At 73.2% G+C, this 14,206-nt stretch carries 10 protein-coding genes; 2 read left to right on the forward strand and 8 right to left on the reverse strand.

Features of this window, described 5'->3' with window-relative positions; genetic code table 11:
• Positions 1-80: 80 nt before the first annotated feature.
• Positions 81-536, reverse strand: a complete 456-nt coding sequence (locus ABD324_RS33310) for a MarR family winged helix-turn-helix transcriptional regulator (RefSeq protein ID WP_344426505.1) — start codon at positions 534-536, stop codon at positions 81-83.
• A gap of 115 nt (positions 537-651) precedes the next feature.
• On the opposite strand from ABD324_RS33310, the gene ABD324_RS33315 reads away from it, so the two are divergent.
• Positions 652-1,470: an Rv3235 family protein gene (locus ABD324_RS33315; RefSeq protein ID WP_344426507.1), complete on the forward strand. Its 819-nt coding sequence runs from the start codon at positions 652-654 to the stop codon at positions 1,468-1,470.
• Between the two features lie 129 nt (positions 1,471-1,599).
• Here the strand turns inward: ABD324_RS33315 and secA are convergent, their stop codons facing one another.
• The 6 genes from secA to mtrA all read right to left on the reverse strand — a co-directional run bounded on the left by secA (position 1,600) and on the right by mtrA (position 10,624).
• The gene (secA, locus tag ABD324_RS33320; protein ID WP_425565958.1) at positions 1,600-4,587 is read right to left on the reverse strand and encodes a preprotein translocase subunit SecA; all 2,988 of its coding nucleotides are present in this window, start codon (positions 4,585-4,587) and stop codon (positions 1,600-1,602) included.
• A gap of 248 nt (positions 4,588-4,835) precedes the next feature.
• Positions 4,836-5,507, reverse strand: coding sequence for a ribosome hibernation-promoting factor, HPF/YfiA family (hpf, locus tag ABD324_RS33325; RefSeq protein WP_344426509.1), 672 nt, complete (start codon positions 5,505-5,507; stop codon positions 4,836-4,838).
• Between the two features lie 172 nt (positions 5,508-5,679).
• Entirely contained in the window at positions 5,680-6,447 is a 768-nt protein-coding gene (locus ABD324_RS33330) for a ComF family protein (protein ID WP_344426511.1), read from the reverse strand.
• A 76-nt stretch (positions 6,448-6,523) separates the two neighbouring features.
• Positions 6,524-8,242 carry an LpqB family beta-propeller domain-containing protein gene (locus ABD324_RS33335; protein ID WP_344426513.1) on the reverse strand — a complete coding sequence of 573 codons (1,719 nt, stop codon included), beginning with the start codon at positions 8,240-8,242 and terminating at the stop codon, positions 6,524-6,526.
• On the reverse strand, positions 8,239-9,939 hold the full coding sequence (gene mtrB / locus ABD324_RS33340) for an MtrAB system histidine kinase MtrB (RefSeq protein ID WP_425565959.1): 1,701 nt from the start codon (positions 9,937-9,939) through the stop codon (positions 8,239-8,241). The genes ABD324_RS33335 and mtrB overlap by 4 nt, the downstream gene beginning before the upstream one ends.
• A gap of 7 nt (positions 9,940-9,946) precedes the next feature.
• Positions 9,947-10,624 (reverse strand): MtrAB system response regulator MtrA, encoded by a 678-nt coding sequence (gene mtrA, locus ABD324_RS33345; RefSeq protein ID WP_344426515.1) that lies wholly within the window; start codon positions 10,622-10,624, stop codon positions 9,947-9,949.
• Between the two features lie 61 nt (positions 10,625-10,685).
• Between mtrA and ABD324_RS33350 the strand changes: the two genes are divergently transcribed.
• A complete protein-coding gene (locus ABD324_RS33350) occupies positions 10,686-10,835 on the forward strand; it encodes a hypothetical protein (protein WP_344426517.1) in 150 nt (49 codons plus the stop codon).
• Positions 10,836-11,099: 264 nt separating this feature from the next.
• On the opposite strand, the gene ABD324_RS33355 is transcribed toward ABD324_RS33350, so the two are convergent.
• Entirely contained in the window at positions 11,100-14,150 is a 3,051-nt protein-coding gene (locus tag ABD324_RS33355; protein WP_344426520.1) for a DEAD/DEAH box helicase, read from the reverse strand.
• Positions 14,151-14,206: the final 56 nt, after the last annotated feature.

The following is a 14,206-nucleotide window of genomic DNA, read 5'->3' on the forward strand; positions in this document are numbered from 1 at the left end:
GGGGCCGGACGATCCGGGCCCGGCCGGCCGCGGGCACGGTGCCGGCGAGGACCGGCCACGTCGCAGATGTGTGTTTCGGGCTACCGGATGTGCCGACTCGCGGGGGTGGGGTCGTCGCTCATCGCGGCGAGGACGGCGTGGAGGTGGCGGCGGACGGTCTCGGCCTCCGCGCTGCTCGGTTCCGGGAGCGCCGCCCTCATCGTCTCGCCCACGTCCGCGCCCGCGGACTCCGCCCGGCGCGCTCCGGCGTCGGTGATCCACACCCGGACGATCCGGCGGTCGTCGCGGTCCCGTTCCCGGCGCACCTCGCCCACCCGTTCCAGCTCGTCGACGACCGGGGTGAGGGTGGCCGGGGTGACGCCGAGGGTGCCCGCGAGCTCGCGGTGCGACAGGCCCCCGGTGCGGGCGAGGGACTCGAGTACGCCCAGCGCGGTGCCGCTGAGGCCGTGCTCCGCCGTGACGCGGCGCCGGAACCGGGTGACCGCCTCCCCGGCCCGTACCAGGAGCTCGGTGAGCGGGACCGGCTCGGTGACCATCGCCGGATGCTACAGCCCCGAACGATCAGCCGACAGACGATCAGGCTTCTGATGCTGTGGCGACGAACCGCCGAGATCCGCGTCACGGAACCGGCGACGGCGACACCGTTGCCCCATGACAGCCGCGCTCGTCGCCCCCGCCGTGCCCGCCCCCGCCGTGCCCGTCCCCGCCGTGCCCGTCCCCGCCGTGCCCGTCCCCGCCGTGCCCGCCCCCGCAGCACCCGCTCCTGCTGTACCCGCTCCTGCTGTACCCGCCCCCGCCGTGCCCGCCCCGGGAGCCCGCCCGCTCCTGCGCCTGGCCCGCTACGAACCACCCATCCCCGACGCGGGGATACCGGTGAATCCCGTCCCGGCCGACCCGGCCCCGAGGGCGTCGGCCGCCACCGGCGGCCCCACCAGGACCCCGCACCCCGGGGCCCCGCACCCCGGGACCGCCGTCCACCCAGCGGCCATCAGCCCGACCACCCCCGCCGTCGAGTCGAGGCGCCCGCCGGTCCGCGCCGACCGCCGCCCTCCCACACCCCGTCCGCTCGGAGCGAGACGCGACGGCACGCTGGTCCCGCGCCGGATCGAGCCCTCAGCGGTTCGGGAGCGGCAGCAGGCCGAGGCCGCGCGGCGGTGCGCGGCGGTCGTGGTGCGGACCGCGCTGGAGATCCTCGACGGGCGGCGGCCCCTCCCCCATCTCGCCCCGCACGTCACCCCGGCCGTCCTGCGCTACCTGGCCGCCGGCGCACCCCGCCAGCTGCGGCCGCGCACGCCGCGCGCCGCCGGGCAGGGCACCGGGATGCGGTCCCTGCACGTCAGCCTGCCCGGGCGCGCGGACGCGGAGGTCGCGGCGGTCTGTCGGATCGCCGGCCGGGTCCGCGCGGTCGCCGCGCACCTCGAACGCACGTCGACCGGGGACTGGCACTGCACCGCCCTGCGGATCCTCTGACCGGCTCGCGCCGACCCCGAACCAGGATCACCGTCCCTCACCGGGAAACGACGATCCCGGCGGGCCGGCGGTCACGGTCGTCGATCATCGGGGGCGTCCCCGGTCGATCGTGCGGGCGGCTGCTGCCGCCTACTGCCCCTGCTTGCGCGACGCCCGCTCCTGGCGACGGCGCTCCGCCCGGTTCCCGCCCTGGTCCGGCCCGCCCTGCTGCTGGCGCTGCGGCTGCCGCGGCTGCTGGCGGGGCTGCTGGCGCTGCTGCCCGCCACGGGTGACGATCTCGCCCTCCTCGCTCGGGCCGCTGTAGCGCAGGTTCTGCTGCGGGCCACCGCGGAACGCGGCCGGCAGGACCGAGGTCGGGGTGTCGTCGTCCGACATCGCCGCGGGCACCCGCGGGACGGGCCGGGTCTCCGGCTCCTGGACGACCTGGGGTGCCGGGGCGGCGTTCGCCACGGCCCCGTTCTGGGCGCCCCCGTTCTGGGCAGAGCCGTTCTGGGCCGCCCCGTTCTGGGCCGCCCCGTTCTGGGCCGCCGCGTTCTGGGCGGCGGCAGCGGCGGCCGCTGCCGCGGCGGCCTCGGTACCGGGCTCCGGCACCTCCTGGACCTGCACCGCGACGTTGAACAGGTGCCCGACCGTCTCCTCCTTGATGCCGTCGAGCATCGCGGCGAACATGTCGAAGCCCTCGCGCTGGTACTCGATGACCGGGTCCCGCTGGGCCATCGCGCGCAGCCCGATGCCCTCCTTGAGGTAGTCCATCTCGTAGAGGTGCTCGCGCCACTTGCGGTCGATGACCTGCATCAGCACCTGGCGCTCGAGCTCGCGCATGCCGCCCTGCGGGCCGATCAGCGAGTCCATCTCCGCCTCGCGGTCGGCGTAGGCGCGCTCGGCGTCCGCGATGATCGCCGCGCGCAGCGACTCCTTGCTCAGGTCGTCGATGGCGCCGTCCTCGGGGTCCCCGTCGACGAGGTCCTGCCAGCGGATCCTGACGGGGTAGAGCTGCCCCAGCGCCGTCCACAGCTTGTCGAGGTCCCAGTCCTCGGCGTAGCCCTCGGCGGTGGCGCCGTCGATGTAGGCGTCGACCACGTCGTGGAGCATGTGCTGCGTCTGCTCCTGGACGTCCTCCCCGGCGAGCACCCGGCGGCGCTCGTCGTAGATGACCTTGCGCTGCTGGTTGAGCACCTCGTCGTACTTCAGGACGTTCTTGCGGATCTCGAAGTTCTGCTGCTCGACCTGCGTCTGCGCGCTGCGGATCGCCCGGGTGACCATCTTGGCCTCGATCGGGACGTCCTCGGGCAGGTTGAACCGGTTCATGATCGACTCGACCACGGCGCCGTTGAAGCGGCGCATCAGCTCGTCGCCCAGCGACAGGTAGAAGCGGGACTCGCCCGGGTCGCCCTGCCGGCCCGAGCGGCCGCGCAGCTGGTTGTCGATGCGGCGGGACTCGTGTCGCTCGGTGCCCAGCACGTACAGCCCGCCGGCCTCGCGGACCTCCTCGGCCTCGGCCGCGACCTGCTTCTTCATCCGCTCGACGGCCGCGTCCCAGCCCGCCTCGTACTCCTCGCGGTGCTCGACCGGGTCCAGCCCGCGGCCGCGCAGCTCGAGATCGGCGAGGAAGTCCGGGTTGCCGCCCAGCATGATGTCCGTACCGCGGCCCGCCATGTTCGTGGCGACGGTGACGGCGCCGACGTGCCCGGCCTGCGCGATGATCATCGACTCGCGCTCGTGCTGCTTCGCGTTGAGCACCTCGTGGGGCACCTGGCGCTGGGTCAGCAGCGTCGACAGGTACTCGGACTTCTCGACGCTCGTGGTGCCGATCAGGACCGGCTGCCCCTTCTGGTGCTTCTCCGCGATGTCGTCCGCCACGGCGTCGAACTTCGCCGCCTCGGTCTTGTAGATCAGGTCCGCCTGGTCCATGCGGACCATGTCGCGGTTGGTGGGGATGACCACGACGTGCATGCCGTAGGTCTGGTGCAGCTCCGCCGCCTCGGTCTCGGCGGTACCGGTCATGCCCGAGAGCGTCTCGTAGAGCCGGAAGAAGTTCTGCAGGGTGATGGTGGCCAGGGTCTGGTTCTCGGCCTGGATCTCCACCTTCTCCTTGGCCTCGATGGCCTGGTGCATGCCCTCGTTGTAGCGCCGGCCGGCCAGCACGCGGCCGGTGAACTCGTCGACGATCAGGACCTCGCCCTCGCGGACGATGTAGTCCTTGTCCTTCTTGAACAGCTCCTTCGCCTTGAGGGCGTTGTTCAGGTAGCCGACGAGCGGGGTGTTGGCGGCCTCGTAGAGGTTGTCGATGCCGAGCTGGTCCTCGACGAACGCGACGCCCTCCTCGGTGACACCGACGGTGCGCTTGCGCTCGTCCACCTCGTAGTGCAGCTCCGGCTTCATCAGCGGGGCCATCCGCGCGAACTCCTGGTACCAGCGCGCGCTCTGCTCGGCCGGGCCGGAGATGATCAGCGGGGTGCGGGCCTCGTCGATGAGGATCGAGTCCGCCTCGTCGACGATGGCGAAGTGGTGACCGCGCTGCACCATGTCCGCGGAGTTCCACGCCATGTTGTCGCGCAGGTAGTCGAAGCCGAACTCGTTGTTCGTGCCGTAGGTGATGTCCGCCGCGTACTGCTGGCGCCGCTGCGACGGCGTCATCTCCGAGAGGATGACGCCGACCTCGAGGCCGAGGAACCGGTGGATCCGGCCCATGTTCTCCGCGTCGCGCTTGGCCAGGTAGTCGTTGACGGTGACGACGTGGACGCCCTTGCCGGCGATCGCGTTGAGGTAGGAGGGCAGCACACAGGTCAGGGTTTTGCCCTCACCGGTGCGCATCTCCGCGACGTTGCCCAGGTGCAGCGCCGCGCCACCCATGAGCTGCACGGGGAAGGGACGCTGGCCGAGGGTCCGGCGGGCGGCCTCGCGGACCACCGCGAACGCCTCGGGCAGCAGCTCGTCGAGCGACTCGCCGTTGCCGTCGTCGTAGCGCTTGCGGAACTCCTCGGTCTTGCTCCGCAGCGCCTCGTCGGAGAGCGGCTGAATCTCCGGCTCCCACGACTCGACTTCCGCGGCGATCCGGCCCAGCCGCTTCACCAGCTTCGTCTCGCCGGCGCGCAGCAGGCGTGTGAACAACGGCACTGGTCGACCTCATTCGCTCATCGCGGTTCGGGCTGCGCCCGTCACCCTCACAGTGGGCGGCGGACCCGGGCGGACGCCGGCGCACGGCACACACCCGCGACCATGGTAGCCACCGTCCGTCAGGCCCCCCTCCGCGCAACGACCCCGGAGCCGCGAGGGTTCCGGGGTCGTGCGCTGGACGGGCGTTCCGGTGGGCTCAGCCGCTCCGCCGACGCAGGCGGCTCAGCCGCTCCATCGACGCGGGCGGCTCAGCCGCCGAGCCTGATCACGCCGTAGTCGTATCCCTTGCGTCGATACACGACCGACGGGGTGCCGCAGGCGGAGTCGGCGAACAGGTAGAAGTCGTGACCCACGAGCTCCATGCGCGAGAGCGCCTCGTCGATGCTGATCGGCTCGCCCGAGTGCAGCTTGCGGCGCACGATGCGGCCGGGCAGGTCGTCCTCGGTGCGCTCGTCGAGCGGCTCGGCGAAGGACTCGGGCCCGTCCATGAAGTCGTCCGAGTGGCCCCGCGGCGAGGGGATCATGACGTCGGCCTCGATGTCGACCTCCGCCAGCTCCTCGAGCACCGCGACGGCGCCCACGCCGCCGCGTCCGGCCATGACCCGCGAGCGGCGGCCGGTCACCCGGCGGCGGTCGTGGCTGCGGCGCAGGCGGCTCTCCAGCTTGGCGATGGCGCAGTCGAGCGCCGCGTAGAAGTCCTGCGCACAGGCCTCGGCGCGGGCGACGGGCCCACGACCTCTCCCGGTGATCTCCACCCGCTGGCAGTTCTTCGACTGCCGGGGGTTCGGCTCGTGGAAGAGCTCGACCTCCATACCGATGATCTTGTGGTCGTAGCGTTCCAGCCTGGTGAGCTTGTCCTCGACGTGAACCCGGAAATGGTCCGGGACCTCCACGTTGCGGCCAGTGACGACGATCTCCACTCGACTTCCCTCGCTCTCCGTGCTCTGAGGCTCTGAGCTCTAGTCGGGGCGGTGACTTCGGGTGCGTTCCGGATGTGCGCCGTGGCGGCGCCGAACGCGCGACAGGTGGTCGAGAGACCCCCGTGGGGACCCGAAGCAGATGATCGGTGTTCCCCTCCCGTTGTGGCGTGGGTTACGTGTGCCAGGCACGGTAGTGCGCATCACGGTCGGGCAACAGTCCTGAGCGGCGAGTGACGCCGATTCGGTCGTATTCACGGATTTCCCTTCCCCTGACCTGCGACAACCCGTACTTTGGAGGGGTTGGCAGCGAGCCCGGCAGGCGACGGGGTCGCCGGAGCGCGGTGCAGAGCACGAGTGCGCCGTCCACCCGGATTCCCACCTCCACGAGGGCCGCGCGGCACGCGCGCAGGGTCGCCCCGGTCGTCACCACGTCGTCGACCAGCAGCACCCCGCGCGGCGGGTTCACGGGCGAGCGGACGCGGATCCGGCCCGCCAGGTTCGCGGCCCGTGCCGCCGCGTCCAGCCCCACCGAGTCCCGTGCACGGCGAGTGATCGCCAGCAGCGGCCACACCTCCGCCGGGGCGAGCTCCCGGCACAGCCGCAGCACGTGGTCTCCCCCGCGCGCCCGCGCCGCCGCCGCCCGCGACGGCACGGGGACCAGCAGGGCGCCCGCGGGCACCAGCGGCGCCAGCACCCCCGCCAGCGGGCCGGCGAGATCGCGGCGGCCGCGCTCCTTGTACCCGAGCAGCGCGGTGCGCAACGGTCCGCGGTAGCGGCCCGCCGCCCACACCGTCCCGACGCCCGGCACCGACGCCGTCACGGGCCCGTCGACCCGCGCCGCGCACTCCGGGCACCATCCGATCCCGCCGAGCCCGCACCCGCCGCACGAGGTGGGCAGCACGAGATCGAGCAGGGCGGCGGCGAGCTCACGGGTCGTCATGGACCCAGGGAAGCGCCTCCCCCCGACCGTCCCGGGGTTCCCGGTGCCGGTGGCCGGGAGTTGTCCACAGGCGGGCTCAGCCGGGGTAGAGCGGGATCCCGTCCGGGCTCGCGCCGAGCACCTGCCGCCAGCTGTCCAGCTCGCCGCCGTCGTAGCTCCAGATGCCGCCCTGGTCCGCGACCAGGAACGGCCGGCTCGACGCGGCCGTCACCGCCCGCAGCGGCGGGGTCAGGTTGGCGCTGGGGACCAGCTGCAGGGTCAGCCCGTCCGAGGACACCAGGGACACCGGCCGGTCCGACGGGGCCGTGACCACGATCAGCGACTCGTCCGCCCGCCAGTCCAGGCCCACGACCTGGGTCAGGTCGGTCGGCCAGAGCCGCCGCACGTTGCGCACCACGACGTCCCCGTCGTCCCCCCGAACCACGGCACCGGTCACCAGGCCACCGCCGACGATCGCGGCCACCCGCATCCCGTCGCGGGACAGCCGCAGGTCCGTGAGCGGACCGAGCGCGGTCAGCGCGCTGACGTTCACCTGCCCGGTGCGGGTCGCGCCGTTCGGGTCCACCGCGACCCGGGCGACGACCGCGCGCGGTCCGGGCCCCAGCACCGTCCACACCTCGCTGCCGGTGGGTGTCCAGGTGGGCCGCGACATCGCGTCCGCGGTAAGCGACACCGCGGCCAGGAGCCCGTCCGTGGCCCCGACCAGCAGTTTCTGCCGACCGGAGTCCCGGGCCACCGCGGCCAGCCGGGCGCCGTCCGCGGTGGTCGCGGCCGACACGACGTCGAAGGCCCCGTTGCCGGCCTGCCCGAGCAGCGGGTCCCCACCCGGCAGCCGTCGCACGCGCCCGCCCGTGACGACCAGGCCGGGGACGTCCGCGCCGGGCTGCACGGTGGCGTTCGTCGAGGACAGGGCGTCCGCGGTGAGGTCCGTCGGGCCGTCGAGCAGCGGCGCACCGTCGGCCAGGAGCCGCACCCTCGGCACGTTGATCTCGGCGAGGGTCAGCACGAACTGGGCGGCGATCAGCCTGCGCCGGGCCTCGTCGACGTCCCCGAGCTGGGTCAGGTCGACGACGAGCGCGCCGTCCGGGGACTCCGTGACGTTCGTGCGCAGCCGGGCGGTGGCGGGCACCGCGGTCTGCGCCGCGCCCTGCAACGCCGGCGACGGGCCGGTGAGCAGCATGTCCACGACCCGGGACGGCAGTGCCTGGGCCGGGACCGCGGGCAGGTACCGCAGGTCCGTGACGGTCGCGCGGCGCACCGGGTCGACGAACCGTGCCTTCAGCGTGCGGAAGTTCGTGCGGAAGTCCGACAGCCGCACGAGCACCCCGCCGGGCAGCCGGTCGATCCGCCACTGCCCGCCGTCGCGGCGCACCGTCACGTCGATCTCCACCGGCGACTCGGCCGGCTCGAACGCGCCCACCGAGTCCAGGGTGCCGATCTGCTCGCCGCGGATCCGCACCGTCGCGACGTTCGGGTCCGTGCCGCTGGTGGGCGGGTAGACGGTGTCGAACTGCTCGTCGAGCACCGTGAGCGACTCACCGTCGTCCCAGCCCTGCGAGGCCGCGGGGGTGAGGAAGCGCCGCGCCGCGCTGTGCCGGTCCACGGTGCTGCCGTTGGCGTAGATGAAGGTCCGCACCAGGCTGAGCGGGTCCGTCCCGTCCGCCGGGCCGGCCGGGATCTCGGGCGCGTCCCCCTCGGTGACCTTGCGCAGGACCTGCACCGACGAGCTCCCGGGCACGCTCGCGCAGCCGGCCGTCAGCAGCACCGCCACCAGCAGCAGCAGGAGTCTTCTCACCGGTCGCCCCCCGGGTCGAGGACGGCGGGTTCGGCCGCCCGGTCCGTGAGCTCGGTCGGGATCGGGGTGCCCCACGGCGGGGTCGGCACCGAGGCCGGCATCGGGTGGCCGGCCTCCGGGTCGTCCCCCTCGGGCTGCAGCGGCAGCGGGCTGCGCTCCAGCAGCCCGCCCTCCTCGCGGGGCAGCGTGAGCCGGAAGGCCGAGCCGCGGCCGGGTTCGCCCCAGGCCTGCAGCCAGCCGCCGTGCAGCCGCGCGTCCTCCAGCGAGATCGACAGCCCGAGCCCGCTGCCGCCGGACCGCCGGGCCCGCGACTCCTCGGCCCGCCAGAACCGGTTGAACACCAGCCCCGCCTCGCCCGGCCGCAGGCCGACGCCGTGGTCGCGCACCACGACGGCCACCGAGTGCTCGTCGCCGGCGAGCGTGACGTGCACCGGCCGGCCCTCGCCGTGGTCGATCGCGTTGGCCACCAGGTTGCGGACGATCCGTTCGACGCGCCGCGAGTCGATCTCGGCGTGCACGTCCCCCGGCAGGTCCAGGACCAGCGGCGTTCCCGACTCCTCGGCCAGCCCGCGCACCGCCTCGACCGCCCGGGACACCACGTGCCGCATGTCCAGGCGGTCGGCGCCCAGCTCGGCCACGCCCGCGTCCAGGCGGGAGATCTCCAGCAGGTCCCCGAGCAGGGTCTCGAACCGGTCCAGCTCGTTGACCAGCAGCTCCGAGCTGCGGCGCAGCGCCGGGAGCAGCTCGTCGCGGGAGGCGTAGAGGATGTCCGCGGCCATCCGGACCGTGGTCAGCGGGGTGCGCAGCTCGTGGCTGACGTCGCTGGTGAAGCGGCGCTGCAGCGCGCCGAACTCCTCGAGCTGGCGGATCTGGCTCTGGATGCTGCCGGCCATGTCGTTGTACGACTCGAACAGCCGCGCGACCTCGTCCTCGCCGTGCACCGGCATGCGCTCGTCGAGGTGGCCCTCGGCGAACCGTTCGGCGACCTCCGCGGCCTGCCGCACGGGCCGCACGACCTGCCGCGTGACGAGGCTCGCGATGCCCGCCAGCAGCAGGATCAGCACCAGCCCGCCGACGATCAGCGTGCTCTGGACCAGGCCCAGCGTCCGCTGCTCGGCGTCGAGCGGGAACATCAGGTAGAGCTGCAGCTCGCGGCCCGCGGTGCGCACCGGCTGGCCGACGATCAGCGTCGGCACCCCGTCGACGGTCGTGTACTGGCTCGACAGCGCCCCGTCGGCCACGGTCTGGCGCTGCTCGGGCGAGACGTCCCCGACGTTGCCGGCGGAGATCTCGGGGCCGCTGCCGGTCCCCGTGGTCAGGGCGGCCCGGAACTCCCCCGCCGTCGGGCCGCTGCCCGCCGCCGAGCTGGACTGGTTCGTGAGCCGGTCCAGGGCGTTGTTCAGCGTGCCCTGGGCGCCCTCACGGTCCGGGTCGACGCCCGACAGGTCCCGTTCGGACACCGCCCGCGCGGCCTCGGCCTGGGCCACGGCCGCCTCGAACTTGCCCTGGATGAGCCGGTCCGCGATCTGCGTCTGCAGCACGAGGCCCAGCACGAGGACGACCGCGGTCGACAACGCGAGGGTGCTGACGACGACGCGCAGCTGCAGCGACCGCCGCCAGGCCGACAGCGTGGCGGCCCGGATCTCGGAGAAGAGCAACCGTGCCCCGCCGATGCGGCGGGCGAGCGCCTCTCTCACCGGCCCGTCACGGCGGACCCGCCTTGTAGCCGACGCCGCGGACGGTCAGCACGACCTCGGGGTGCTCCGGGTCCTTCTCGACCTTGGAGCGCAGCCGCTGGACGTGCACGTTCACCAGCCGGGTGTCCGCCGCGTGCCGGTAGCCCCACACCTGCTCGAGCAGCACCTCGCGGGTGAACACCTGGCGCGGCTTGCGGGCCAGCGCCACGAGCAGGTCGAACTCCAGGGGCGTGAGCGCGATCCGCTCGCCCTGGCGGGTGACCTGGTGGGCCGGCACGTCGATGTCGACGTCGGAGATGGTCAGCTGCTCGGCGGGCTCGGCCTCGGTGCGCCGCACCCGGGCCCGGATCCGCGCCACCAGCTCCTTCGGCTTGAACGGCTTGACGACGTAGTCGTCCGCGCCGGACTCGAGCCCCAGCACGATGTCCACGGTGTCGCTCTTCGCGGTGAGCATGACGATCGGCACGCCCGACTCCGCCCGGATCGCCCGGCACACGTCGATGCCGTTCATCCCGGGGAGCATCAGGTCGAGCAGCACGACGTCCGGCCGCATGTCCCGCACGGCGGGCAGGGCGCGGGTCCCGTCGCCGACGACGGCCGTGTCGAAGCCCTCGCCCCGCAGGACGATCGTCAGCATCTCGGCCAGGGCCGGGTCGTCGTCGACCACGAGAACGCGCGACTTCATGCGGAGAAGCATCCCACTCTCCCCCGACAGTCCCGCTCCGACCCGCGGATACCCCCCGGCCGTGCCCGTCACGATCACCGTTCCGGATGTCGACGACCGGACCGACGAGGTCCTCTCGGCCCGCGCGGCGAGCGAGGGTCTGTCCCTGTCGGACTACCTGGAGCGCGAGCTCGAGAAACGCGCCGCAGAGCCCGATCTCCCGATGAGATGAGCACCGCTGCTGTCTTGATCTCGACTTCCCACGCCGTCGCGGCGGACAGCACGACGTCGTTCTCACCCCGGGCGAGCTCTGCCCGGGCGTCGGTGCCCAGTCGCGGGTCGTCCGCGAGCCACCAGAGCAGGACGCGGCTGTCGACGAGCAGGTTCACGCAGGCTCGATCGGGGACACGTCGAAAGCACCCGGGACCGAGTCGTCGGGCGCGTCGAAGTCGGGCGCGAGCCACAGGTCGGAATACCTCGGTCTGACCAGACCTGACTAACTCAATCCCGCCACCACGCTCGCCGCGGTGAACATGTCGCCCGGCATCTCCCGGCGCAGCTTCCACACGAAGGAGATGGGGCGCTCGCCGGAGTGGGAGACGTGGTCGGCGAGGCCGAGGCAGAGGAAGGGGGCCGCACCGATGTCGTCGTTCTTGTTCTCCCGCACGAACAGCGCGACGTGCGTGCCGCGCTCCCCATGGTGGACGTACCGCTGCCCGGTCGCCGAGGCGAGCGAGGTCGCGTTCTGCGACTCCCAGTGGAACAGCGCCGGGGTCTGCGCGTAGTCGCGGTACATCGTGGTCGGCGAGAAGTCCCGCTCGGTCTTGCGGAGGTTGACGAAGAACGCGTCCGTCCGCTCCTCCGCCGCCCAGACCACGCCGGCCGCGTGCCCGTGGGCCTTGCGGCGCAGCGAGGCCCAGTCGAGCGCGGCGAGGACCTCCTCGCGCCGGTAGTGCGCGTGGCTCTGCAACGGGACGTGCTGCAGCCCGGCGAGCGCCCGTGGCAGGTGCCGGGCCTGGTCGAGGGTCAGCGCCACCAGCTCCCGCAGCTCGGCGCACACCGCCGGATGGGCCTGCAGATGCGTGAACCCGGCGTCGTAGCTCGCGAAACCGCCCCGGTCCGGCCAGAGGAGGAAGAACAGCATCCGGGCGAGCCGCTGCTCCCGCTCGGTGAGCCCGTCGTAGCGGGCGCCCTCGGCGAGCGCGGTGTAGACGGCGGCCCGCTCCGGGTCGTCGATGTGGGTGAGCAGCGACAGCCGCTTGAGCAGCGCGTCCTCGCCGGGCCCTGCGGTCGCGGCGGGCAGCCCGGCCGCGCGGCGCAGGCCCGTCCAGGAGCCGCCCTTGCGGTAGACGTCCGCGAGCTCGCGGCCGGCATCGTGCAGGTAGCGGGCCAGCGACGGGTCGCCGTAGGAGCGGAGGTCGGCGACCAGGTCCTTGCGGCTCACCGCGAGCTGGGCCCGGACGTTCGCCAGGACCGTCTGCCGCGCGACCCGGTCGAGGACCAGCGCCGATCCCGCGGGGAGATAGGGGAACCCGTCCTCGACATCGCGGACCAGCCGCTCCCGGGACACCCCGGTGAGCGCCCGGTAGCGCTGGTCGAAGCGGAACTCGCGGCGCTGCTGGCCGATGAAGTCCAGCACGGTCAGCACGGCCTTGCCCGGTGCGCGGCGGAGGCCGCGGCCGAGCTGCTGCAGGAAGATCTTGGCGCTCTGGGTGGGCCGCAGGAGCAGGACCGTGTCGATCTCGGGGATGTCGAGGCCCTCGTTGAAGAGGTCGACGGCGAACAGGCAGTTGATCTCCTGCGAGCGCAGCCGGCGCAGTGCCTCCTCGCGCATCGGGCGCGGGGTGGCGCCGGAGACGGCGAGGCTCGGGATGCCCGCCTGCGTGAAGTACGCCGCCATGTACTCCGCGTGGGCCACCGAGACGCAGAAACCCAAGGCGCGCATGGCGTGCACGTCCGTGACCTTGTCGCGGCTCTGCGCGACGACCGTGCGGGCGCGGGCCTCGTTGCCGGTGTAGACCTTCTCCAGGGCGGCGATGTCGTAGCTGCCGCGCTTCCACTCCACACCGGACAGGTCGACGTCGTCGGCGATCCCGAAGTAGTGGAACGGCACCAGCAGGTCCGCGTCGAGCGCGTCCCACAACCGGAGCTCGAAGGCGCTGCGACCACCGAAGAAGTCCCGGACGTCCGTGCCGTCGGTGCGCTCCGGGGTCGCGGTGAGCCCCAGCAGCTCCCGCGGCCGCAGGTGGGCCAGCAGCCGCCGGTAGGTCGCCGCCTCGGCATGGTGGAACTCGTCGACGACCACGACGTCGAAGTGCGAGGCCGGGATGTTCTCGACGCCGTACGCGGTGAGCGACTGGACGCTCGCGAACACGTGCTGCCAGCGCTCGGGCCGCTCGCCGTCGACGTAGAGCTCGCCGAACGCGCCGTCGCCCAGCACGGCGCGGTACGTCCGCCGGGACTGCTGCAGGATCTCCTTGCGGTGCGCGACGAACAGCAGCCGCCCGCGCAACCGCGCGTGGTCCAGCGCGGCGACGACCGTCTTGCCGGTACCCGTGGCGGCCACGACGAGGTTGCGGTGCCGGTCGTGCACGTCCCGCTCGGTGGACAGCGCTTCCAGGATCTGGGCCTGGTGGGGGTACGGCCGAACCTCCAGGCCGGCCAGCGGCGTGGTGTCGTTCCGGTTGCGCCCCAGCGCCTTCGCGAGCCGGTCGACGTCCTCGGGATCCTCCGGGTCGTACGGCACGAACGCCGGATCGTCCCAGTAGCTGTCGAAGGTCGCGGCGAACTTGTCGATCAGGTGGCCGGTGGCGACCGCGGAGAGCCGGACGTTCCACTCCAGCCCGTCGACGAGCGCGGAGCGGGAGAGGTTGCTGGATCCGACGAAGGCGGTGTCGTAGCCGGTGTTGCGCCGCAGCAGCCAGGCCTTGGCGTGCAGGCGGGTCGAGGCGCTGGCGTAGTTGACGCGGACCTGCGCGCCGTAGCGGCGCACCAGCTCGTCGAGCGCCCGCTGCTCGGTCGCGCCCATGTACGTCGTGGTGATGACCCGGAACGGGATCCCGCGCTCGGCCAGCTGCGCGAGCTGGTCCCCCAGGATCCGCACCCCGTGCCATTTCACGAAGGCGCACAACAGGTCCACGTGGTCCACGGAGCCGAGCTCGGACTTCAGGGCGCCCGAGAGCGACGGTTCGTTGCGCGCGTTGGTCAGCAGGGCGGCGGACGAGAGCGGGGTGACGGGCCGGATCAGCTGCCGCACACCGGGTGCCAGCGGGCGGGTCAGCAGCGTCAGCTGCTCGACGGCCTCGGCGAGCCCCTGGTCGTGCTGGTCGAGGCGGTCGAGCAGCGCGTTGACCAGCCGCACGCGGTCCGCCTCGGCGGGCGTCGCCAGCAGCGCCCGCTCCACGGCCGCTGCCACGTGGCGCGCCAGCACCGAAGGCTGGTCCGCCTCCTCGACGGAGGAGAAGTGCCCGGTCAGCTCCGCGACGTGGGCGAGCTCGGCCTCCAGCGCGGTGGTCCGCAGCCGCTCGTACACGCCCTCGTTCAACATCGCCGGCCACAGTAGCCGGGTGCCGGGCCCCCGACGTCGCCCTCGTCTCGCGCACC

The sequence above is a fragment of the Pseudonocardia ailaonensis genome (genome assembly GCF_039531635.1).
In the GTDB taxonomy this organism is placed as follows: Bacteria; Actinomycetota; Actinomycetes; order Mycobacteriales; family Pseudonocardiaceae; genus Pseudonocardia; species Pseudonocardia ailaonensis.